Origin of the sequence: Nonomuraea phyllanthi (assembly GCF_006334985.2) — a bacterium.
GTDB classification, from domain to species: domain Bacteria; phylum Actinomycetota; class Actinomycetes; order Streptosporangiales; family Streptosporangiaceae; genus Nonomuraea; species Nonomuraea phyllanthi.
In genome coordinates this window covers 429935-452652 of record NZ_VDLX02000003.1, presented here as the reverse complement: position 1 = coordinate 452652, position 22718 = coordinate 429935, and the positions used below count along the sequence as shown (strand labels likewise).

General features: G+C 72.4%; 21 protein-coding genes. 13 read left to right on the top strand and 8 right to left on the bottom strand.

Annotated features, from left to right (window positions below):
* Positions 1-6 precede the first annotated feature (6 nt).
* The 3 genes from FH608_RS10940 to FH608_RS10930 are packed head-to-tail and all read left to right on the top strand — an operon-like array spanning position 7 to position 4989.
* Positions 7-2511 (top strand): family 78 glycoside hydrolase catalytic domain, encoded by a 2505-nt coding sequence (locus FH608_RS10940; protein ID WP_139630299.1) that lies wholly within the window; start codon positions 7-9, stop codon positions 2509-2511.
* Complete coding sequence (locus FH608_RS10935; RefSeq protein ID WP_193318344.1) at positions 2508-3515, top strand: glycoside hydrolase family protein; 1008 nt, start codon at positions 2508-2510, stop codon at positions 3513-3515. The genes FH608_RS10940 and FH608_RS10935 overlap by 4 nt, the downstream gene beginning before the upstream one ends.
* Before the next feature lie 10 nt (positions 3516-3525).
* A complete protein-coding gene (locus tag FH608_RS10930) occupies positions 3526-4989 on the top strand; it encodes a glycoside hydrolase family 28 protein (protein WP_139630297.1) in 1464 nt (487 codons plus the stop codon).
* 3 nt (positions 4990-4992) lie between these two features.
* Here FH608_RS10930 and FH608_RS10925 read toward each other — a convergent pair whose 3' ends face one another.
* Positions 4993-5649: a response regulator gene (locus FH608_RS10925; protein WP_139630296.1), complete on the bottom strand. Its 657-nt coding sequence runs from the start codon at positions 5647-5649 to the stop codon at positions 4993-4995.
* Positions 5646-6701: a sensor histidine kinase gene (locus FH608_RS10920; RefSeq protein WP_139630295.1), complete on the bottom strand. Its 1056-nt coding sequence runs from the start codon at positions 6699-6701 to the stop codon at positions 5646-5648. The genes FH608_RS10925 and FH608_RS10920 overlap by 4 nt, the downstream gene beginning before the upstream one ends.
* A gap of 318 nt (positions 6702-7019) precedes the next feature.
* Here FH608_RS10920 and FH608_RS10915 point away from each other — a divergent pair, with 318 nt between their 5' ends.
* From FH608_RS10915 to FH608_RS10905, 3 genes are all read left to right on the top strand, one after another.
* Positions 7020-8306, top strand: coding sequence for an ArsB/NhaD family transporter (locus tag FH608_RS10915; protein ID WP_139630294.1), 1287 nt, complete (start codon positions 7020-7022; stop codon positions 8304-8306).
* 102 nt (positions 8307-8408) lie between these two features.
* Positions 8409-9155: a hypothetical protein gene (locus tag FH608_RS10910; protein ID WP_139630293.1), complete on the top strand. Its 747-nt coding sequence runs from the start codon at positions 8409-8411 to the stop codon at positions 9153-9155.
* A 57-nt stretch (positions 9156-9212) separates the two neighbouring features.
* On the top strand, positions 9213-9755 hold the full coding sequence (locus FH608_RS10905; RefSeq protein WP_139630292.1) for a hypothetical protein: 543 nt from the start codon (positions 9213-9215) through the stop codon (positions 9753-9755).
* A 213-nt stretch (positions 9756-9968) separates the two neighbouring features.
* On the opposite strand, the gene FH608_RS10900 is transcribed toward FH608_RS10905, so the two are convergent.
* Entirely contained in the window at positions 9969-10850 is an 882-nt protein-coding gene (locus tag FH608_RS10900; RefSeq protein WP_139630291.1) for a MurR/RpiR family transcriptional regulator, read from the bottom strand.
* Between the two features lie 120 nt (positions 10851-10970).
* On the opposite strand from FH608_RS10900, the gene FH608_RS10895 reads away from it, so the two are divergent.
* The 3 genes from FH608_RS10895 to FH608_RS10885 are packed head-to-tail and all read left to right on the top strand — an operon-like array spanning position 10971 to position 13980.
* Positions 10971-12344, top strand: coding sequence for an MFS transporter (locus FH608_RS10895; RefSeq protein WP_139630290.1), 1374 nt, complete (start codon positions 10971-10973; stop codon positions 12342-12344).
* Complete coding sequence (locus FH608_RS10890) at positions 12341-12769, top strand: GAF domain-containing protein (protein ID WP_139630289.1); 429 nt, start codon at positions 12341-12343, stop codon at positions 12767-12769. Before FH608_RS10895 ends, FH608_RS10890 begins: the two co-directional genes overlap by 4 nt.
* Positions 12766-13980: a metal-dependent hydrolase family protein gene (locus tag FH608_RS10885; RefSeq protein WP_139630288.1), complete on the top strand. Its 1215-nt coding sequence runs from the start codon at positions 12766-12768 to the stop codon at positions 13978-13980. Before FH608_RS10890 ends, FH608_RS10885 begins: the two co-directional genes overlap by 4 nt.
* Before the next feature lie 60 nt (positions 13981-14040).
* On the opposite strand, the gene FH608_RS10880 is transcribed toward FH608_RS10885, so the two are convergent.
* From FH608_RS10880 to FH608_RS10875, 3 genes are all read right to left on the bottom strand, one after another.
* Positions 14041-15108 (bottom strand): C45 family autoproteolytic acyltransferase/hydolase, encoded by a 1068-nt coding sequence (locus tag FH608_RS10880; RefSeq protein ID WP_139630287.1) that lies wholly within the window; start codon positions 15106-15108, stop codon positions 14041-14043.
* A gap of 136 nt (positions 15109-15244) precedes the next feature.
* A complete protein-coding gene (locus FH608_RS54315; protein ID WP_394367670.1) occupies positions 15245-15568 on the bottom strand; it encodes an FMN-binding negative transcriptional regulator in 324 nt (107 codons plus the stop codon).
* 173 nt (positions 15569-15741) lie between these two features.
* A complete protein-coding gene (locus FH608_RS10875; protein WP_139630286.1) occupies positions 15742-16407 on the bottom strand; it encodes a lytic polysaccharide monooxygenase auxiliary activity family 9 protein in 666 nt (221 codons plus the stop codon).
* 294 nt (positions 16408-16701) lie between these two features.
* Between FH608_RS10875 and FH608_RS10870 the strand changes: the two genes are divergently transcribed.
* A complete protein-coding gene (locus FH608_RS10870) occupies positions 16702-17283 on the top strand; it encodes a Uma2 family endonuclease (protein WP_226899319.1) in 582 nt (193 codons plus the stop codon).
* Here the strand turns inward: FH608_RS10870 and FH608_RS10865 are convergent.
* Complete coding sequence (locus FH608_RS10865) at positions 17243-18250, bottom strand: TauD/TfdA family dioxygenase (RefSeq protein ID WP_139630284.1); 1008 nt, start codon at positions 18248-18250, stop codon at positions 17243-17245. The genes FH608_RS10870 and FH608_RS10865 overlap by 41 nt on opposite strands.
* A gap of 191 nt (positions 18251-18441) precedes the next feature.
* Between FH608_RS10865 and FH608_RS10860 the strand changes: the two genes are divergently transcribed.
* The 3 genes from FH608_RS10860 to FH608_RS10850 all read left to right on the top strand — a co-directional run bounded on the left by FH608_RS10860 (position 18442) and on the right by FH608_RS10850 (position 22306).
* Positions 18442-20319 (top strand): M6 family metalloprotease domain-containing protein, encoded by a 1878-nt coding sequence (locus FH608_RS10860; protein WP_139630283.1) that lies wholly within the window; start codon positions 18442-18444, stop codon positions 20317-20319.
* 87 nt (positions 20320-20406) lie between these two features.
* Positions 20407-21198 carry an SAM-dependent methyltransferase gene (locus FH608_RS10855; protein ID WP_139630282.1) on the top strand — a complete coding sequence of 264 codons (792 nt, stop codon included), beginning with the start codon at positions 20407-20409 and terminating at the stop codon, positions 21196-21198.
* Between the two features lie 100 nt (positions 21199-21298).
* Positions 21299-22306: an endonuclease/exonuclease/phosphatase family protein gene (locus FH608_RS10850; RefSeq protein ID WP_226899275.1), complete on the top strand. Its 1008-nt coding sequence runs from the start codon at positions 21299-21301 to the stop codon at positions 22304-22306.
* A 76-nt stretch (positions 22307-22382) separates the two neighbouring features.
* Here FH608_RS10850 and FH608_RS10845 read toward each other — a convergent pair whose 3' ends face one another.
* Positions 22383-22571, bottom strand: a complete 189-nt coding sequence (locus tag FH608_RS10845) for a hypothetical protein (RefSeq protein ID WP_139630281.1) — start codon at positions 22569-22571, stop codon at positions 22383-22385.
* Positions 22572-22718: the final 147 nt, after the last annotated feature.

The window sequence follows — 22718 nt, the reverse complement described above, 5'->3', positions numbered from 1 at the left end:
CATGCCATGGTGACGAACCTGCGAACGTGCGACCTGACCGACCCCCTCGGCATCGAGATCACCCGCCCGACACTGAGCTGGCAGCTGACCGGCACCGGGGCACAGACCGCCTACCACGTGCGGGTGGAGCCGGGGCTGTGGGACTCCGGCGAGGTGGAGTCGGCCGACCAGCGCGTGGCGTACGCCGGGCGGCCGCTGACCAGCCGCACGGCCGCGACCTGGCGGGTGCGGGTCCGCGACGCGGACGGCACGTGGTCGGGCTGGAGCGAGGACGCCCGCTTCGAGCTCGGCCTGCTGGCCCCGGACGACTGGACGGCCGCCTGGATCACCCACCCCGACTGGTACGACGAGGGCGATCCGCGCGCCGGCGAGGGCCGGCCGCTGCCGCTCCTCCAGGGCGAGTTCACCCTGGCCAAGCCGGTCGCCCGCGCCCGGCTGCACGTCGCGGGGCTCGGCGTGTACGTCGCGACGGTGAACGGCGCGCCGGTCACCGACGCCGTGCTGGAGCCGCCGTACACCGACTTCACCCGCCGGGTCGTGTACGCCACGCACGACGTGACGGGCCTGCTGCGGGACGGCGCGAACACGCTCGCCGTCGAGCTCGGCCCCGGCATCGCGCACGTGTTCCCGCACCAGGACCGCTACATGAAGTTCTTCGGCTCCAAGCGCGCCCCCATGGCGATCGCGCAGCTGGAGGTGGGCTACGCCGACGGCACGGACGACCGGTTCGTCACGGGCGCGGACTGGCGGGCCGCCGAGGGCCCGACCGTGCGCTCGCACTGGTACGGCGGCGAGGACCACGACGCCCGCCGCGCCCCCGCCGGGTGGCGGCCCGTCGCCGTCCGGCCGGACGCGCCCGACGTGCTGCGCTCTCGCGCCTGCCCGCCCATCAGGGTCACCGAGCGCCTGCCCGCGACCGCCAAGCTGGTCGCCACCGACGGCACGCCGGTCTTCGACGTCGGCACGGTGGTCGCCGGGTGGGCGGAACTGAGCCTCGACCTGCCGGCCGGGCGTTACCTGCGTCTGGTGCCCGGCGACCAGCTCGACGCGTACGGCCGGGTGGTGCAGTCGAAGCCCACGACCGGCGCGCCCATCTTCAACACGTACGTGACCAAGGACGGGCCGCAGACCTGGCACCCGCGCTTCCGCTACGACGGCTTCCGCTACGTCGAGGTGCAGGGCCTGCCCGAGCACGTCGGCGCGGAGGCCGTGACGGCGCTGGTGCTGCGCGCCGACAACCCGCCCACCGGCTCGTTCGAGACCTCGGACGGCCTGGTCAACGACATCCACACGATCATCGACCGGGCCGTGCGCGGCAACATGTACAGCGTGCTCACCGACTGCCCGCACCGGGAGAAGCTGGGCTGGCTGGAGCAGACCCACCTGCTGTTCGACATCGTGGCCTACAACTACGACGTCGCCGCCTACTACCGCGAGCTGCTGGTCACCATCGCCGAGGCGCAGACGGACGACGGGCTGGTGCCGGACATCGCGCCCGAGTTCCTCGTGTTCGACGCGCCGTTCAGGGACGACCCCAACTGGGGCGGCGCGATCGTCCGCATCCCGTGGCAGCTCTACCGCTGGTACGGCGACCGGTCGGCGATGGAGACCCACTACGACGCGATGCGCCGCTACGTCGACTACCTCACCGGCAAGGCCGACGGCGGCATCCTGAGCCACGGGCTGGGCGACTGGATCGGCCTCGACCCCTCCACGCCCGTGCCGCTGGTGTCGACCTGGGGCTACTGGCGGGCGGCGCACACGATGGCCCGCGTGGCCGGCGTGCTCGGCCGCGACGACGACGCCAAGCGCTACCGCGCGCTGTGCGACCAGATCACCGCCGCGTTCGCCGGGACGTTCCCGGAGAGCGGCAGCCAGGCGTCGCAGATCCTCGCGCTCGACATGGGCGTCGCCACCGACGAGACCGCGCTGGACCGGATCGCCGAGGAGGTGGCGGGCGGCGGCATCACGGTCGGCGAGATCGCGCTGCCCGCGCTGTTCCGGGTGCTCGGCCGCGCGGGCCGGCACGACGCGCTGTGGCGGTTCGCCACCTCGACCTTGCATCCCAGCTACGGCTACCAGGTACGCCACGGCGCCACCGCGCTCACCGAGGCGTGGGACGGGCCGACGCGAGGGCTGTCGCAGAACCACTACATGCTCGGCGCGATCGAGTCCTGGTTCTACCGCGGCCTGGCCGGCATCGGGCAGGCGCCGGGCTCGAACGGCTTCCGCAGGCTACTGATCGAGCCGGCCGCGCCGGGCGACCTGGAGTCGGTGCGGGCGAGCACCGAGACGCCGTACGGGAAGGTCGCGGTGTCCTGGACGCGCGGCGACGGGGAGTACGCGCTGGACGTGGCGGTTCCTCCGGGCTCGTCGGCCGAGGTGCGCCTGCCGAATCTGGGGCCTGACCTGGGGCTCGACCGGCACGCGGTGCCCGAGGGGGCGGTCCGGCTGGGGACCCGCGCGTACGAGGTGCCCGCCGGGCAGTGGGCGTTCCGGGCGGGGCGATGACCGGCGGGTACGATCCGGCGCGGATCCGCACGCCGTACAAGGCCGGGCGGCTGCTGGTGGGGCCGTCGCGGGAGCCGGGCCGGTTCGACAGCCTCTTCGTGGACTGCCCGTTCGTCTGCTCCGACGGCGGCGAGTACCTCATGACGTACGTCGGCTTCGACGGGACCGGCTACCAGACCGCGCTCAGCCGCTCGGCCGACCTCGTGACGTGGAGCCCCGGCGAGGTGATCCTGCCGCGCGACCCCGGCCACCCGTACCGGGGCTACAACGCGGCGCTCACCTCGATCGTGCGCGACAACCGGCTCGGCTCGGCGGGCCAGGTGACGTGGCTGGACGGGCGGGCGGTCGGCACGTACCACGCCTATCCGGAGCCCGGCATGGAGATGGGCGCGGCGATCATCGGGTTCTGCGCCAGCGACGACCTGCGTACCTGGGAGGACGTCGGGTCGGTGCTGCGCCCGCAGGACGGCGGCGCGTGGGAGCGGGGCGGCCTGTACAAGTCGTGGCTGATGCGCCACGACGGCCTCTACTACTGCTTCTACAACGCCAAGAACCGCACCTACGACGGCTGGCGCGAGCAGATCGGCTATGCGGTCTCCCCCGACCTCGAACGCTGGGAGCGCCCGGAGCCGGGGCCCGTCGTGCCGCACGGCGGCGAGGGGGAGTTCGACGAGCGGTTCGCCTCCGACCCGTGCGTGCTGCGCGACGGCGACTGGTGGGTGATGTTCTACTTCGGGCTCTCCTTCGACGGGCACGCCCGCGAGAGCTACGCCGTCTCCCGTGACCTGCGCACCTGGCACAAGAGCGGCGAGATCCTCATCGACGTGGGGCCGCCCGGCTCCGCCGACGACACCTACGCGCACAAGCCCGCGCTCGTCTCGCGCGACGGGCGCCCCCACCACTTCTACACGGCGGTACGCCGGGTCGAGCCGTACCAGGTCGGCGAGCACACCCTGGTCGAGCGGCGCGGCATCTCCATGGCTCACGGACAGCCCCCTCGATAGGAGAAACACGATGGACCGGACCCGCAGGAGATTCCTCGCGGCGGCGGCCGGCACGGCCGCGGGCGCGGTGCTGGCGCCCCAGCTGGCCGGCCGCGCGGACGCGGCCACGGCCGGCACCACAGGCAGCGCCACGACCGGCGCCACGGCCGGCGCCGCGCTCGGCCCCGGCGCCTCGCCGTGGGCCAGGGTGCCGCGGATCAGGCGGCGCATCAGGCCGCCCCGATTCCCGCGCCGCACCTTCCCCGTCACCGGCCACGGGGCCGTCGGCGACGGCACCACGATGTGCACCGACGCCTTCAGGCAGGCCGTCGAGGCGTGCGCCGCGGCGGGTGGCGGGCGCGTGCTCGTGCCCGCGGGCACGTACCTCACCGGCGCGATCCACCTGGCCGACAACGTCGAGCTGCACCTGGAGGAGGGCGCGACGATCAGGTTCAGCCGCGACCCGGCCGACTACCTGCCCGTCGTGTACACCAGGTACGAGGGCATCGAGCTGATGAACTACTCGCCGTTCGTCTACGCCTACGAGCGGACGAACGTCGCCATCACCGGCAGCGGCACGCTCGACGGGCAGGCCGACGCCACGCACTGGTGGGACTGGTCGGGCGACCCGCCGCCCACTGAGAAGCCCGACAAGACCCTGCTCGCGGCCATGGCCGAGGAGGGGGTGCCGGTGGCCGAGCGGGTGTTCGGCGACGGCCACCACCTGCGGCCCAACCTGATCCAGCTCTACCGGTGCCGCAACGTGCTCATCGAGGGCGTCACGGTCAAGGACTCCCCCATGTGGAACATCCACCCGGTCCTGTGCACCAACGTGACCATCCGCGAGGTCACCGTCGACAGCCCGAACGGCCCCAACAACGACGGCTGCGACCCCGAGTCGTGCGTGGACGTGCTCATCGAACGCTGCGAGTTCAACACCGGCGACGACTGCGTGGCGATCAAGGCGGGCAAGAACGCCGACGGCCGCCGCGTCGACGCGCCCTCCGAGAACGTGCTCGTCGACTCCTGCGTCATGCGGGACGGCAACGGCGGCGTGACCATCGGCAGCGAGACCACCGGCGGCGTGCGCTGGGTCTTCGCCTGGAACTGCGAGATGAGCAGCGCCCGCCTGGAGCGCGCGGTCCGCATCAAGACCAACCCCGATCGCGGCGGCTACGTCAAGGACATCTACTTCAGGGACATCGAGGTCGGGCAGGCGGCCGACGCGGTGATCGAGGTGGCGCTGAACTACGAGAACAAGGACACGGGACCGTACTTCCCCGACGTGGGCGACATCGACATCCGGCGCCTGCGGGCCGGCCGCGCGCCCCGGGCGTTCAACCTGATCGGCAACCCCGACAACCCCATCAGGGGGGTGCGGGTGACGGACAGCGTGTTCCAGGAGATGACCGAGGAGGACGTCGTGCGCGACGTGAAGGACCTCGTCCTGCGCAACGTGTGGATCAACGGTGAGCGCGCCGAGGCCCCCAGCTGAGGATCACGGTTCCACGAGGCCGGCGCGGATGGCGTAGCGGGTCAGGTCGAGCCGGTCGCGCATGCCGAGCTTCTGCAGGATGTTCGCCCGGTGCCGGTCCACCGTCTTCACGCTGATGACGAGCGTCTCCGCGATCTCCTTGGCCGAGTTGCCCTCCGCGATCAGCTTGACGATCTCCTCCTCCCGGGGCGTGAGGATGCTCTCGGGCATGCGCTCGCCCTCGCGCGAGCGCTGCAGGTAGTCGCGGATCAGCGCGGTGACCGCGCCGGGGTAGAGGAACGGCTCGCCGCGCATGGTGGCCCGGCACGCCTCCAGCAGGTCCTGGTCGGCGACCGACTTGAGCACGTACCCGGAGGCGCCGACCTTCAGCGACTCGAAGAAGTACTGCTCGTTGTCGTACATGGACAGGATCAGGATGCGGATGCCGGGCGCGCGGCGGGAGATCTCGCGGGCCGCCTGGAGGCCGGTCATGCGCGGCATCGCGATGTCCAGGATGGCCAGGTCCACGGTGTCCTCGGAGGCGGCCGCGACGGCCTCGGCGCCGTCGGCCGCCTCGGCGACCACCTCCAGGTCGGGCTCGGCGTCGAGGATCAGCCGCAGCCCCCGGCGGACCAGCGCGTGGTCGTCGGCCAGCAGGATCCGGGTCTTGGCGGGGCTCACCGGTCCCGTCCCCCTTCCGTGGACGCGCGGCCGGTTGACGCGCGGCCGGTCGGCGGGGGGCCGGTCGGCGGGGGGATCGTCAGGTGGACACGGGTGCCCGCGCCGGCCGGCGAGTCGACCGTGAGGCGGGCGCCGATGAGCAGGGCGCGCTCGCGCATCCCCCGGATCCCGGCCCCGTCCTGGCGCGCCCCGCCCCGGCCGTCGTCGGCGATGCGCAGCGTCATCCGCCCGCCCTCGGCCGCCAGCGACAGCTCGGCCCGGGTCGCGCGGGCGTGCCGGGCGATGTTGGTGAGGCTCTCCTGCGCGATCCGGTAGAGCACCAGCTCCACCTCCGCGCCCAGCTCGGGCAGGTCGTGCTGGAGCGAGCGGGCCACGTGGATCCCGCTCGACTGGGAGACGTCGCTGCTCAGGGCATTCAGCGCGGCGTGCAGCCCGAGATCCTCCAGCACGCCGGGCCGCAGCCGGCGGGCGACCTGCCGGACCTCGTCGAGGCTGGCGCGTACGGTCTCCTGCACCCCGTGCAGCTCCTCCTTGAGTGCGGCCGGGGCGCGGTCGACCACCCGCTTCAGGCCCAGCAGCACCACGGTCAGGCTCTGGCCGATCTCGTCGTGCAGCTCCCGGGCGATGCGCTGACGCTCCCCCTCCTGGGCGGCCAGGGCGTGGGCGCTGCTCTCGCTCCGCTCGGCTTCGAGGCGGTCGAGCATCGCGTTGAACGTGGCGATCACATGGGTGAGGTCGCTGTTGCCGCTGTCGGTGAGCCGGTCGCCGGTGCGCAGCAGGTCCACCCGCTGCATGAGCGTGGTCAGCGCGTTGAGCGGCGCCAGGCTGCGGCGCAGCAGGATCGCGTTGGCGGCGAGCATCAGCGCCAGGCCCACCACCAGCACCGGCAGCTCGGTGAGGAGGACCGGCGCGGACACCGTGACGGGGGCGACGGCCAGCACGGCCATGCCCGCCGTGAACACCAGCCCGTTGATCAGGAACAGCCGCCGGAACAGCCCCTGTGCCGGCGTCCGCGGCCTCCTCCTCGCCATCGCCATCGCCCCGTCGCTCATTTCACCAGCCTCTTCGTCGCCGGGTGCCGCTGTCCATGCGGCCCGACCCCCATCCTGCGCGATGCCGGTACATGTTCCGTCCCTCCCCATATGGGTGCTGGACCCGATGGTGCCGTTCACGGCCGGGTGAGGAGACTGGGCCGGAGCCGCCGCCCGTACGAGGAACGGCCCGGCGCGGCGCGCGCGACGAGGCGATCGTCACGGAGCGGCGGCTCGCCAGCCGAATTCCGATCCGACTCCGGAGGTCGTCGTGTCTCGCACACCCTTTTCCGTACCCTCATGCCCCGCCGCCCCGCCGGGGCCGCCGGGGCGTGACGGATGAGCGCTGCCGTCGCCCTCGCGATCTTCCTGGTCGCGTTCTTCTTCATCGCCACCGAGAAGGCCGACAAGGTCAAGGTGGTGCTCGTGGCCGCCGGGCTCATGGCGGTCCTCGGCCTGGTCCCCGGCGCCGGCGTGTTCTTCTCCGAGCACGAGGGCATCGACTGGAACGTCATCTTCCTGCTGCTCGGCATGATGATCATCGTGGGGATCGTCAAGCAGACGGGGGTCTTCGACTACCTCGCGATCTGGGCCGCCAAGCGGTCGCGCGGCAGGCCGTACCGGCTGATGGTCATGCTCATGGTGATCACCGCGGTCGCCTCGCCCTTCCTCGACAACGTCACCACGATCATGCTGGTCGCGCCGGTCACCGTGATGGTGTGCGACCGGCTGCGCGTGCCCGCCCAGCCGTACCTCATCGCGGAGGTCCTCGCCTCCAACATCGGCGGCGCCGCGACGCTGATCGGCGACCCGCCCAACATCATCATCGGCAGCCGTGCGGGGCTGACGTTCAACGACTTCGTGGTCCATATGGCGCCGATCGTGGTGGTCATTTTCGTGGCGTTCGTCCTGTTCACCCGGGTGCTGTTCCGCCGCTCGTTCCACTACGACGCGGCGCGCGCCGCCGAGGTGATGTCGCTGGACGAGCGGCGGGCCATCACCGACCCCCGGCTGCTCGTCCGCTGCCTGGTGGTGCTCGGCGGGGTCGTCGCCGGGTTCGGGCTGCACGCCGTGGCGCACGTCGAGCCGTCGATCGTGGCCCTGGTGGGGGCCGGGGTCATGCTGCTGGTCTCGCGGGCGGACGTCCCGGAGGTGCTGCGCGAGGTCGAGTGGCCCACGCTGGTGTTCTTCATGGGGCTGTTCGTCATGGTCGCGGGCCTGGTGCACACCGGGGTCATCGCCGCCGCCGGCACGTGGGCCCTGGGCGCGCTGGGCGACGACTACTTCCTCGCGGCCACCGCGCTGCTCTTCGGCTCGGGGGTGCTGGGCGCCTTCTTCGACAACATCCCGTACGTCGCCACGACCGCCCCCATCGTGGAGGGCGTCGTGGCCGCGGCCCCGGACCCCGGGGTGGGGCAGGCGTTGTGGTGGGCGTTCGCGCTGGGCGCGGACTTCGGCGGGAACGGCACGGCGGTGGCGGCCAGCGCCAACGTGGTGGCGCTCGGCATCGCCGCCCGCACCGGCCACCGGATCTCGTTCTGGCAGTTCACCCGGTACGGCATCGTGGTGACCGCGCTGAGCATCCTGATGGCGTGGGCGTACGTCTGGCTGCGGTACTTCTCCTGACGGCGCGCCCGGGCCGGCAGCCCCTCGCACCGGGACGGATCAGGGGAAACTCAGGGACGATCACCGATGGGCCGCCTGCGCCCGAGAGGGCATCGTGGCCGCATGAACCGCCTCACGCAGCTCTCCTTCACCGCCGCGCCGGCCGCCCTGCTGGCCGGCTGGCTCCTGATGCGCCCCACCGGCGCCGACGTCGTGGGCGGCCCCTGGTGGACCGCCACGTACGTGGCCTGCCTGGCCGGGTACCTCATGTTCGGCGTCATGACGGTGGGCCTGCGCCGCCTGGCGGGGCCGGTGAGGGGATGGCGGCGGGTGGCCGTGGAGGCGGCGGCGGGGGTCGCGCTGCTGGGCCTGGCCGCCACCGTCGCCCGCCTGGGGATCGGCCTCTACGCCGGGTTCGCGGGCGAGCCGGTCGCGGCCGGCGCCGATTTCGCCTTCGCGCCGGGCGCGGGCTTGGCCGGCGGGCCGGGCGCGGGATTCGAGGCGGTCGTGTACGGGATCCCGGCGCAGGCGTTCTTCGGCGCCCTGGTCGCGCTGGCCGTCGTCCTGGCCGCGCTGGGGCGGGTCACGGTCGTGAGCGTGGCGGTGACGGCCCTAGGCATGGTGGTGCTGGCCGCCGCGATGTTCGGCGCCGGCGCGGCGACGGCCCTGATCGCCGGGATGCTCGGCACGGGCGCGGAGAAGGCTCTGGCCGTCGGGGTGTTCGGCACCGGCGCGGAGGCCGCCCTGGCCGCCGTGGGCCTGGCGCTCATGTGGCTGGGCACGCTGCTGCTGGGCCGGGGCGGCCGGGCGGCGCGGGTCCCGTACCGGACGGGCGGCGACGGCGGCCCGGCACGGTCGGTCAGGGCCTGAGATGGGTACGTTCACCCCGAACTCTCCCGAACCCTGACACGAAGGAAGTGGTTCCCGGTGCTCTACCTCTTCGGTTTCGAGCGGATCGGCGTGGCCGTGAGCGACATCTACTTCGTCGACCCGAACCCGGAGGCCGGCCAGGAGGGAGCCGAGCGGGGCGTGCGCCTCGAACTGCGCAGGCTGGAGCCCGGCGAGCTGAAGGGCTCGATCTACTCGGCCCGCCCCATCACGGTCGATCGGCCGCTGTGGCGGGTCGACCTGCTGGAGTCGGTCACCGGCACGCCGGGCAGCTTCGACCGCACCCACCACCACCCCTCGCTGCACGGGTGGGAGCCGGGGCGGCGGGTCTTCGACAAGGAGCTGTCCGGCGAGCCGCTGAAGTGGCTCGGCGAGCGGCTGGCCGACCTCGAAGGCGTCCTCGACGCGGCCGGGGTCTCCCGCGACGAGGTCAGCCCGGCCGACGTGGCGGGCCTGCGGGAGCGCGCCCCGGAGATCGTCGACACGGTGAGCCGCCTGCTCGGCGACGTCCGCTCCGGCACCCTCGCCACCGTGCCGGGCGACGCTGAAGGAGCTGACAGCGTCCGCGCCAGCTGGCTGTGACCACGGGCCGTCGGTCGTGCTCATGCAGGCGGACAAGGCCGACGACAGGCCCAGTCCGGGGCCGCCTGCGAACGCCGCGATGACGGCCCCCTCGCAGGGCTCCGGCCCGTCCGAGACGGCCGAGCCGGTTCACCACGGACGGCGGCCAGGGCAGGGGCCTGCCGTACCTGGAGTCCGGAGGCGGCCCGGTGGTGCCGCGGCGCGAATGAGCGCTCACGTCTGAGGAGCGGCGGGCCGGCGGTGCAGGAGGCCGAAGCGGGTCCACATGGCCTCCGCCGCCTCGATCGAGGCGCCCGTACGCACCGGGTCCACGGCGGCGAGCTGGGTGACGAGGGCCTGGGCGACCGCCATGCCGGCCGTCAGCGACGGGAAGAACGCCTCGCCCTCCGCCGGCACGATCACCACCTCCTCCGCCGCGTCGGCCAGCGCGGGGCTGGCCGCGTCCGTCAGGGCGAACACCCGCACCCCGCGCGAGCGGGCCAGGTTGGCGGCGAGGACCGTGCTCTCGTACAGCCGCCAGAAGCTGATCGCCACGAGCACGTCGCCCGGCCCGATGGCGGCCACCGAGTTGGCGAGCTCCGCGTCGCCGTGGGTCACGGCGGTGACGGGGTAGCCGGCCAGGCGCGCGTTGTGGGCGAGGGCGAGCCCGACGGCCGCGTAGCTGCCGTCGGCGACGATCACCGTACGGCGGGCGGCGGCGATGGCCTCGGCGATCGTCAGCAGCACACCCTCGTCCAGGCGCCGGTTGAGCAGCGCGAGGCTGTCCAGGTCGCGGCGGAGCGAGCGGGAGCTGGGCGTGCCGGTGCCCCGGTGCTCGGCGGCGACCTGCCCGGCGCTGAGCGAGGACAGGTAGCGGGCGCGCAGCTCCTGCTGGAGCGCCGGCCACCCGGCGAATCCGAGCGCCTGCGCCGTGCGCGTCACCGTGGCGACGTTGGCGCCGGCGAGCTGGGCCAGCTCCCCCGCGGAGCCGAACGACGCCCGGCGCGGCTGGGAGAGCAGCACCTCGACCACGGCCGCCGACTTGCCGCGCAGCCCGCGCGCCGGCAGGCGGGCGCGCAGCCATGCCTCGAAGTCGTCCGTAGCACGCTCTGTCACGGCTCACGCTCCAAGTGTCCTCCCGCCGTCCTGCAAAGGCTATTGCATTTCGGATATTTCGCACTATATGTTGCTTCGCAATTGACTTGAAGGGCCACGACCTGGGGAAAGGTGTTCTTGATGACCTTGTTGGCCCGTCTGGACCGGCTCCCGCTGAGCCGCCCCCACTACGTACTCCTCCTCATCGGCGGCCTCGGCTACACCTTCGACGGCATGGACTCGGCCGTGGTCGCGTTCCTGCTCCCGAGCGCGCAGGACGCCTGGAACCTGTCCAACGGCCAGCTGGGTTTCATCGGTTCCGCGACCCCGTTCGGCTTCCTGTTCGGCGCGACCGTCGCGGGCCTGCTCGGCGACCGCATCGGCCGCAAGAACGTGATGATGTACGCGCTCGCCTTCTACGCCGTCTTCTCCGTGATCGCCGCGATGGCCCCGAACTACGAGGTGTTCCTGGCGGCCAGGGTGCTGGCCGGGGCGGGCGCGGGCGCCGAGAGCGCGATCATCGCGCCGTTCCTGTCGGAGTTCGTGCCGGCCAACCGGCGCGGGTGGTTCATCGGGGCGCTGGCCGGCTTCTTCTCGTTCGGGTTCGTGGCGGCGGCGCTGATCGGGCGGTTCGTGGTTCCGACCATGGACGGCGGCTGGCGGATCGCGCAGGTGGTCACCGCGCTGCCGATCGTGCTGCTCCTGTGGTGGCGGCGCTCGCTGCCCGAGTCGCCGCGCTTCCTGCTGCAGCAAGGCCGCGTGGACGAGGCCGAGGCGGTGGTCGCCGGCCTGGAGCGCAAGGTCGAGCGGGCCACGGGCCTGCCGCTCCCGCCGGTGCCCGAGCAGGCCGTCGAGCCCGCCGCGAGCTCCGCCAAGGTCAACCTGTTCAGCGCGCTGCGCTTCCTGTGGAGCCCGGTCATGGCCCGGCGCACGGCGGTCACGTGGCTGGTGTGGTTCGTGATCACGTTCTCGTACTACGGCTTCTTCTCGTGGATCCCCACCCTGCTCGTGCAGCGCGGCATCACGGTGACCAAGAGCTTCGAGTTCTCCATCATCATCTACCTGGCGCAGATCCCCGGCTACTTCTCGGCCGCCTGGCTGTCGGAGCGGCTCGACCGCAAGAACACCATCGCGATCTACCTGTCGGGCTCGGCGGTCAGCGCGTTCTGGCTGTCGCAGATGGACACCCCCGTGACGATCACGCTCGCGGGCGCGGTGCTGTCGTTCTTCCTGAACGGCACGTACGCGGGCGTCTACTCGTACACCCCCGAGGTCTTCCCCACCTGGATCCGCGCCACCGGGACGGGCCTGTCGAGCGCGTTCGGGCGGGTCGGCAGCATCCTGGCTCCGACGATCATCGGGCTGTCGGCGGCGAGCCTCGGCTTCGGCGGCGTGTTCGGCCTGACGACGGCGGTGCTGGTGGCCGGGGTGGTGTGCGTGGTCGCGTTCGGCCTGGCCACGGCCGGGCGATCACTTGAGGAACTGACCGAACCGGCCAAGGAGGCGAGCCGATGACCGTGCTGACCGAGCTCGAGGACCGGGTGCGGCGGGAGGTGGGAGTGCGGCTGTTCACCGTCCTGGCCTGGGTGCCGGAACGGCGCGCGCTGCGCCGCGTCCACAGCAGCCATCCCGAGCAGTACCCGGTGGGCGGCGAGAAGACCGTGGAGGTCGCCCAGGGCTGGCTGGCGCGGTGCGTCGAGGGGCGCGAGCCGTACCTCGGCAGGGACCGGGCCGCCGTGCGGGAGATCTTCGCCGACCACGAGCTGATCGAGAGCCTCGGCTGCGGGTCGGTCATCAACGTTCCCGTGGTTCACGGAGAGGAGGTGCTCGGCGTGCTGAACATCCTCGACGCCGAGGGCAGCTACGACGAGGACTCGGTGGCGGTGGCCCGGTCGCTGGCCCCGCTCGCCGTACCGGCGCTTCGCGGAGGTGGCGAGTGAGCGGCCTGCTGCTGCGTGACGCCCTGGTCCTCGACGTGGCGAGCGGCGAGTACGCCGAGGGCGACCTGCGCTGCGAGGACGGCCGCGTCGTCGAGGCGGGACCGCGCCTGAGCGCGCCGGACGACACGCGCGTGATCGACGTCGCCGGCGCCCGCGTGGTGCCGGGCCTGATCGACGCGCACGTGCACGTCACCGCCTCCAGCGCGGACCTCGGCTCGCTCCGCTCCATGTCGCCCTCGTACGTCGCCGCGCACAGCGCCCGCATCATGAGCGAGATGCTCGACCGGGGCTTCACCACGGTCCGCGACGCCTCCGGCGCCGACTTCGGGCTGGCCGACGCCCAGGCGGAGGGCCTGATCCGGGGGCCGCGACTGCTGTTCTGCGGCAAGGGGCTGAGCCAGACCGGCGGGCACGCCGACTTCCGCGGCCGGGGCGAGCACCTGCTCGACGACCACCCGTGCTGCGCGGGCGTCGGCCGCGTCGTCGACGGCGTGGACGCGATCCGCGCCGCCGCCCGCGACGAGCTGCGCAAGGGCGCGCACCACATCAAGCTCATGGCCTCCGGCGGCGTGGCCTCCCCCACCGACCGCATCGACTCCACCCAGTACTCGATGGACGAGCTGCGCGCGGCCGTCGAGGAGGCCACCGCGGCCAACCGGTACGTCGCCGCGCACGCCTACACGGCCAGGGCCGTCAACCGGGCGCTGGAGGCGGGCGTGCGCTCCATCGAGCACGGCAACCTGATCGACGACACGAGCGTCGAGCTGTTCCTGCGGCACGACGCGTACCTCGTGCCGACGCTGGTGACGTACTGGGCGCTCAAGGAGGAGGGCCTGGCCTTCGGGCTGCCCGCGGCGAGCTGGCGCAAGGTGGACGAGGTGCTCGAAGCGGGCCTGGTCGCGCTGGAGCGGGCCGCCCGGGGCGGGGTGCGGCTGGCGTACGGGACGGACCTGCTCGGCGGGATGCACCGGCACCAGAACCACGAGTTCCGGCTGCGGGCCGAGGTGCAGCGGCCGATCGACGTGCTCCGGGCCGCCACCGTGGGGGCGGCGGAGCTGGTGGGGATGGCGGGCGAGCTCGGCACGCTGGCCGTGGGGGCGCACGCCGACCTGCTGGTGCTGGACGGCGACCCGCTGGCCGACATCGGCGTCCTCGCCGACCCCGCCCGCCTGCGCCACGTCGTCCAGGCCGGCCGCGTCGTCACCGGCTGAGCCGAAGCCCCGGCCCCGGCTGAGTCGAGGCGCTCACCGGGATCTCCGCGTTCCACCAGGTCAGAACGTCTGCCAGGTCGCCTCGGTGACCTGGCACGGCCCGCCCTGGTGCACCCGCAGCCGCGCGGCGGGCAGGTCGAGCGCGATGGTCGCGACGGTCTCCCACCGCTGGTTGATGGGCTGCGTCTGGTCGGGGTGGGCGCAGACGGGCGCGTCGTCGGGGCCGTGGCTGAGCATGGCCAGCGCCCTCGTGGTGTGGTCGTCGCTGCTCAGGGCCTCGGTGTGGGCACGCAGGTGCTGGAACCTGGCGTACGTGCTGGGCCGGTCGGTCGCGTGCCGCTCGCCCTTCGCCAGCGCGGGGTCGAGGAAGTGGTTGCAGTGCTGGAGCACGCCGTCCTCCCCCTGCGGGATGACGGACACGCCGGCCGGGGAGATTTCGATCGACGCCGCCCCCGACGCGGTCACCGCCGTGATGACGGTGGACGCCGAGACCGTGGCCGAGCGCGCGATGCCGGCGGCCTCCTCGACCGTGGCGGCGTCGTCGAGGATCCTGCGGGCGATCAGGTGCACCGGCACGCCGATGTCGGCGCTGTCGGAGTCGTGGCGCAGGATGTTGAAGTGGACGCCGAGCCCCGCCGTGTTGACGCCGATCTTGGCCAGCGCCCCGGCCTCGGTGAACGTGCGCACGACGTGCCCCGGACGCGGCTCCAGCTCCCACAGCATGGGCGCGTCGCGCAGGTGGTCGTGCCAGTCCCACGTCTGCACCGTGCGGGGCGGCCGCCCGGAGCCGGGCAGCACTACGGAGGTGGAGCACTCTCCCTCGCCGGTCGCGTCGATGGCGGCCAGGATCTCGGTGCGCGCGTTGACCACCGAGACCTGCCAGGGCTCCAGGCCGGCGCCCGCCGCGATCCCTGCGATCTCCTCCGCCAGGTGCGGCGCCCAATCCGCGCTGCGTTCGAGCGCTCGTTCCCCCCACGCCCGCACCTGCGCCGGGGTGGCGCCCGCGACGGCGAACAGGTCGGAGTAGCCGGTGAGGTTGGCGAGGATCGCCCGGCGGCGGAGCGTGCCGAGCTCCTTGCCACGGGCGCGGGGGTCGATCTGCGTGGACGTGAAGGTGGGGAAAGTCATGAACCATCCATCAGGTCGGCGAGCCCTGGGTTGTCGGCCGTGAACGAGGCGCGGACGCGCGCGTACCGCTCGGCGTCGATGTCCTGGCTCAGCTTGAACATGCTCTTCTCGGTATGCACGTGCACCCGAAAGGCCACTACCCCCGGCAACAGGGCGGCGAACCTCCCGCGCGACGCGGGGGGTCGGCTCCCAGGACGGCGAGCGGAGCGACTCCAGCACCTCGACCGTGCGCTCCACGACGTCCATCGCGTCCACGATCAGCTCGACCCGGGCCCGTCACGTGCACGGCCGCGTAGTCCCGGATCGGCACGGCCGGGTCGGTGGCGTACGGGGTGGGCGAGACGTACCCGCGCGGGCCGGGGAAGACGTGCACCGGGCTACCCCGCCGCGCGCAGGACGGTGTCCCAGGCCGGCCGACCTGGAGCAGCTCGACGTCGGTCAGCCGCACGTTCGTGACCATCACGGTCAGCGCGCTGGACGCGCTGGTGTCGGCGCCACCTCGGTCGCCGCCCCGGCCGGAGCGCACTCGTAGACCGCGCCGCGCCTCCCGGCACGGCGCCCGGCCGCCTGTCATCGGCGGCCGGGCGGGGGAGGTGGCGGGACTCGTGCGCGCGCGCCCCGGGCGTACAGGGCTCAGACGAAGTTGACGTCGCTGCAGAAGTAGTACGTCTGGTCCATGTGCGACGCCTTCCAGATCGTGTAGACCACGTGGCGCCCCGTCCGCGAGCCCCGGTTGACGTCGTTGATCATGTACGTGCCGTTGGGCGCGTACCGGGGCGTCTCGCGGACGAGCTCCAGGTCGCTCCACCTCAGCGGGCTGGTGACCGCGTCGTAGCCCTGGCGCGTGATGTACACCAGGATGTAGTCGGCGCCGTGCCGGGCCTGGTCGGTCAGGTTGATGTCGAACGTGGAGCCGAGGTTCGTCATCTTCCACTGGCCGGGGGTGTCCATGGAGCGGTAGCGGCCGCCCTGGGTCTGCCCGGCGCTGCACAGCTGGCCGTCAGGGATGGCGGCCTGGTGGTTGCCGCCGACGTTGTCGCGGTAGAGGCCGTTCCAGTTCCACATGGCGTTGGGGTTGTCCTGCCACGCCTGCCAGCACATGGGGTCCTGCTGCTGCATGGCCGGGTTCTGGAAGTCGCTTCCCCAGCGCAGCCAGCAGCCGTAGTTGCGGGAGGCGGGGTCGACGACCGAGCCGTGCGCCGACGCGGAGCCGGCCAGGGGGACGGTGATGAGCATCGCCGTGCCCAGCAGCAGGGCCAGGACGCGCCGCGTCCAGGGACGGGTTTTGACGTGGGGCATAGTGCGATCTCCGTGTTTCCGGTCGGGGGGTCCGGTGATGAGAGCGCTCCGCGTCGCGACGGTATCTGACGGGCCGAGTCCGCACAAATAACGGGTCCTGTCAATGCGCCGGGCGGGCGTCGAGCGTCACGGCGCCGACCCGGATGAGCAGCGGAAAGGGCTTTCCAGTCCACGCCTTGCCGAACTGAAACTTTCAACCAGGAGCCGTGGTGGCTCCGTCACTTCAGGTGACGGAAATCGGGCAAGTAGCATGTGAGCGAGGGCGAGATTCCCGATACTTGGTGGGTGACCCTGATGGCGACGATCGAACCGGCGAGGCGCACGATTGTCCTGCCCGCGCCACCGTACACAGTCGACGACCTCCTCAAGCTCCCGGACGACGGGAACCGCTACGAGCTCTGCAACGGGAGCCTACTGGTGAGTCCTGCCCCCACCAAGCTGCACCAACTTGTCATCTACCAGCTCCAGCGCATACTCGACAAAGCTGCGCCGCCCGGGCTGGTGCTCCTGTCTACCGTCAATCTGCGAATTACGGACAAGGACTTCTACATCCCTGACTTCGTCGTCGCCACCGAGGAGTCGATGCATACCGATCACCTCATGTTCGCCCCGGACGAGCTCCTGCTCGCGATAGAGGTGGTCAGCCCGAGCACCCAGGTGAAGGACAGGACTCTCAAAGCCTCGGCATACGCATTGGCGGGCATTCCCGCTTATTGGCGAATTGAGCTGGGAGAAGGTCCGGCGCTCTACGCCTACGAACTCAACGGCGACCGCTATGACCCGCCGACCGCATACAAGGCCGGCACCGTCGCGAACCTGACGGAGCCGTTCCCGGTCAGGTTCGACCCTGCTGAGCTCGACAGCACACGGCGCTGACACCTGCTCGAGCCATGGTGATCCAGAGGCGGAGCAGGTGGCGGCGGCGGTGCGGCTCGGGGTGGTCGTCGTAGGCGGTGCGGCTGTGCAGGGTCACGTGGTTGTTGAGGAGTTGCAGGTCGCCCGGTCGCAGGTCCATGGTGAGGGCGAAGCGGGGGTCGTTGGTCAGGTCGTCGAGGAGCGCCATGGTCTCCTCCTGCGCGGGCGTGAAGGGCGGGACGCCGGCGCCGCGCTGGGCCGAGCGCAGGTAGTCGGGGCCGTACGCGATGGAGATGCCTCCGTCGGGGCGGCGGGTGCAGATCGGCTTGGTGAAGAAGCTGTCGGGGCCGTCGCCGGTGCGCCGGTCGTGCCACCACGGCTGGTAGAGGAGCTCGGCCAGGTCGGGGCGGGTGCGGACGAGCTCGTTGTGCACGGCCACGGAGCTGACGACGGAGCTGAGCCCGCCGGATCTGGCCGGGCGCAGGCAGAGGAGCCCCACCACGTCGGTGGGGTCGCTGTGGTAGCCGAGGCGGGCGCTGTGCTGGAAGCTCTTCGTGCGTGACCGCGACGGGTCGGCGCCCGTGTCGCGCACGTGCATCAGCGGCGCCCGCTCGGCGCCCTGCGGGACGATGCCGCCGACGTGGCAGGCGAGGCCGAGCGCCGCCGCCTCGCACTGCCGCTCGGTCAGCTCCTCGACCGGCACTCCCTGGATCAGGACGAAGCCGCGGCCGTCCATGAGCTCGTCGCGGACCCGGTGCAGGATCGGGGCGAGGGCCGGCAGCGGGAAGCTCTCCGGCGACATTTCGAGCGCGCCCTGACCGGTCTCGCTGCCCGCGCCGCCCGTCCGGTTGATCTCGTGGACGGCGGCGAGGACCTCTCGCCGGTGCGCCTCCGTCAGCCGGACCTTCCACGCATCGCCGTCGCGCAGCTCCGCACCCAGCCACTCCCCCGCCCCCGGGACCTCCGTCACCGCCATCACCCGTGCCACCACCCTTCCTCCAGGCCGTACGTCTTCGTTCACCATGCCCCGCGCCGCGACCGGCGGCAGCCCCGCATCGCCCACGGCATAACCACTTCACCCACGGCGGAAAAGGGTTGAGTAGCGGGGTACTCAGGCGGCGCGCCCGGCGGTCCGTGACGATCGGGGGGAATCTCCCCACCGGACATGGGAGGCCTCGGATGAGCGCCATATTCGGAGAGACACTGACCTTCACCCAGGAGGACGGCGAGCAGGTGCGGCTCGTCGTGTACGGCGACGAGCACTACGCCCGCTACGAGACCCCCGACGGCCACACCGCCGTCTACGACCCTTCCGCCGGCGCCTACTGCTACGCCGACCTGAAGGACGGGCGGTTCCGGTCCACCGGCCTGCGGGTCGACTCCCACGAGCCGCCCGCCGGCGTGCCGCGCCACCTGCGCGAGCCGGGCCCGGCCATGGCGCGGGCGCACCGGCGGCGCCGGCCCGGCACGCTCTCGGCCGAGGCGGCGCGGGACTCGGAGCTGACGTTCGGCCCGAAGGGCGGGCTGCTGGAGGGCCGCAGGCTCAGCGCCGGCGCCGTGCGCGGCCTGACGATCCTGGTCGACTTCCCCGACCAGGCCACCACGGTCACCCGGCCGCAGGTGGACGCGCTGCTCAACGCCCCCGGCTACCACGAGAACGGCAACGCCTGCTCGGTCAACGAGTACTACCGCACCGTGTCGGGCGGCCTGCTGGACTTCACCAACGACGTCGTGGGCCCGTTCCGGATGAGCCACGACATCACCTTCTACGCCAACCCCGACAACCACGACGTGCTGGTGCCCGAGGCACTGCGCGCGGCCGTCGACTCCGGCGTCGACCTCACCCGCTACGACTCGCTCGGCCAGCAGGTCGTGGACGCCCTGATCGTCATGTACGCCGGCCGGACGCAGTACGTCAAGGACAGCATCCTGTGGCCGCACAACAGCGTCGTCGAGCTGGAGTTCGGCGCCATGCGCACCCACTTCTACATGGTGACGAGCATGGGCGAGGGCCCGGACCAGCTCACGATCGGCACGTTCTGCCACGAGGCGGGCCACCTCCTGTGCCGCTTCCCCGACCTGTACGACTACGGCCGCCGCGACGGCGACGACTTCGCCAGCTCGGGGCTCGGCATGTACTGCCTGATGAGCGCCGGCAACCACCTCGACGGCGGCAGGACGCCCGCGCCCGTGTGCGCGTACCTGCGCGACCTGGCCGGCTGGTGCACCGAGAAGGTGGACCTCAACCGGGGCGGCGTGTTCGAGGCCGGGCACGGCGACTACCGCAGGGTGTTCCGCTACTCGACCGGCGCGGACGAGGAGTACTTCCTCGTGGAGAACCGCTCCAAGCTCGGCTTCGACCTGCACCTGCCGGCCGCCGGCCTGGCCGTCTACCACTGCGACACGCGCGGCTCCAACGAGCTGCAGGACGGCACGCCGCTGCACCACTACCAGATCGCGCTGTTGCAGGCCGACGGCCATCTCGACCTGGAGAACAACCTGAACGCGGGCGACAGCCGCGACCTGTACGGCCGGGTGGACGGCACCGCGCTCTCGCACTCGACCGTGCCGGCCAGCCTCCTGTGGAGCGGGGCCGAGTCGGGGCTGACCCTGTCGGGGATCAGCGACCCGGGCGGGACCGTCCGCTTCAGGGCGGGCCCCGCCGGGGTGAACGGCGCCACGTTCGGCTCCGTGTCGCGCCCGGCGCTGCGCATCCCCGACAGCGACCCGCACGGCGTGGCCGACACGATCACGATCGAGGCCGAGGGCACCGTACGAGCGCTGAAGGTCCTCATCGACCTCGACCACAGCCACCCCGAGGACCTGCGGATCGTGCTGCACTCGCCGACCGGGCGGCGCATCGTCCTGTCGCACCGCGCGGCGCTGGACACCTCGAAGCTGCTGGAGTACGCGACCGAGCCGCCGTCGGCGGTGACGCCGCTGGTGGGGCAGCCGGCCGGCGGCGGGTGGACGCTGCGGGTGAGCGACCTCGCCCCCTCGCACGCCACGGCCGGGGTGCTGAGCGCGTGGCGCCTCGACGTCGTCACCGGCACCTGACCGGTCCGTCCTCGATCTCCCGGAGGTCCCGTTCGGGGCCTTCGGGAGCACGTGCCCGGCCGGAGGCGATGCCATAAGATCGTGAACGTGACCGCACCCCACGGCATCAACCCCAACATCCCCCACTCGGCCCGCGTCTACGACTACTGGCTGGGCGGCAAGGACAACTTCGAGGCGGACCGCCGGGTGGCCGAGCAGACCCTGGCGGCGGTCCCGAGCGTGCGCGAGAGCGCGAGGAACAACCGGGCCTTCCTCGGCCGGGCGGTGCGCCATCTCACGCGGCTCGGCATCCGCCAGTTCCTCGACCTCGGCACGGGCATCCCGACCCAGGGCAACACGCACGAGGTCGCGCAGGCGGAGGCGCCGGACGCCCGGGTGGTCTACGTCGACAACGACCCCATCGTGATGACGCACGCCAGGGCGCTGCTGACGAGCACGCCGGAGGGCAGGACCGCCTACATCGAGGCCGACGCGCGCGAGCCGGGCGCCGTCCTCGACCACCCGGACGTGCGCGCCACGCTCGACTTCACCCAGCCGATCGGGCTCGTGATGGTGGCGATCCTCATGCACATCGCCGACGAGGACGACCCCGCCGGGCTGGTGAAGGCGTACGCCGACGCCCTGGCCCCGGGCAGCTACCTCGTGCTCAGCCACCTGACGCTGGACCTCGCCCCCAAGGAGACCACGGACGCCTATCTCGCGGCCACCAGCCGCCAGGCGATGCACAGGACGCCGAGGACGGGCGAGCAGATCGCCCGCTACTTCGACGGGTTCGACCTGGTGGAGCCGGGGCTGGTGGCGGTGTCGGAGTGGCACGACACGCCGCTGTTCCCCGACTCGCCGGCCTGGATGTACGCGGGCGTCGGCCGCAAGCGCTGAGATCCGCTCCGGCGCGCCGGCGTCCCGCTTAGCTGAGAGCCCGCTGAGAGCGGGCCGAGAGCGCGCTGCGGCACGTTCCACAGCGGTTTAAAGTTCAAATGTGGATCAACTCGGCGGAGTGAGCGCGACGGTCGAGCAGGAGCCGCCCGCGGCGGACGGCCCCGCGTCGGCGCCGCGCAGGCGTCGCAGGCGCTGGCTGTCCTGGACGGTCGTCACGCTGCTGGCTCTGTGGGCCGTCGTCAGGGTCGCCGGCCTGGAGGCGGGCTCGTTCCCGACCCAGCTCATGACCGTGACGCCCATCGGGGCCGTGCTGGCGGCGCTGACCGCGCTGCTGGCGCTGCTCAGGCGCAACCGCCCGGCCGCGCTCGCCGCGGCGCTGGTGTGCGCCGTGATGGTCTCGGTCGTGGCGCCGCGGGCGTTCGGCGCGGAGCAGCCGCCGGCGAAGGGCCCGGCGCTGCGGGTGCTGTCGGTCAACCTGTTCACCAGGGGCGACGCCCAGACCGTGGTCGACCTGGTACGCAGGCTCGATGTCGAGGTGTTCAGCGCGCTGGAGCTCAGCTGGGCGGAGGTGGAGCGGCTGGACGCGGCCGGGCTGAAGGAGCTCATGCCGTACCGCGTGCTGCAACCCGACTTCGGCGCGACCGGCAGCGGCATCTTCTCCAAGCACCCGGTGACGGAGCTGACCGGACTGTTCACGCCGATCGGGCACAACATGCCCGCCGCCACCGTGACGTTGCCAGGCGGCGGCAAGGTCGAGTTCGTGGCCGTGCACCCCAACCCGCCGCTCGGCCGCATGGAAGCGGAGTGGAACACCGCCCTGCGCGCCCTCCCCTCGCCGTCCCCCACGACGGTGCGGGTGCTGGCTGGCGACTTCAACGCCAGCCTCGACCACCGCGCCTTCCGCGACCTGCTCGGCCGCGGCTACGTGGACGCGGCCGACCAGGTGGGCAAGGGGCTGATCCCGACCTGGCCGAACCGGGGGATCAAGCCCTTCATCACCATCGACCACGTCCTGGCCGACCGGCGGGTGGCCGTGCGGCGGGTCGAGATCGTGGACGTGCCGAGGACCGACCACCGCGGGGTGTTCGCCGAGCTGCAGCTCCCCTAGACGGGCGGGGCCCGCAGGCGAGGGCGCCCGCTCCACTGCGCTGGGAGCGGGCGCCCTTACGGTGCGGCGGGGAAGGTCAGGCCACCCTCTCCGCCGCCTGCCGGTTGAGCGTCTCGAGGTCGAACGCGCCGGACTTGACCGCCGCTATGAACGGCTCCCAGTCGCGGCGCGGGACCTCCAGCACCGTGTCCGGGTTGTCGGCGTGGACGAGCTCCACGTGATCGTTGATCCGCTTGGCCTCGACACGGCCGGCGTCCTGGGTCATGCCGCACTCCTTCCAGTGCACTGCGGATGGTTCCGCGGGCAGCCTCGCATCCCTCGACGGCGGCGGGCCACCGCGCGGGGTGCGGGCCGGATGGGAAAAGTCACTCGCGGGCGTCGATCTCTTGACCTCGGGTGCAAGATTGGCACC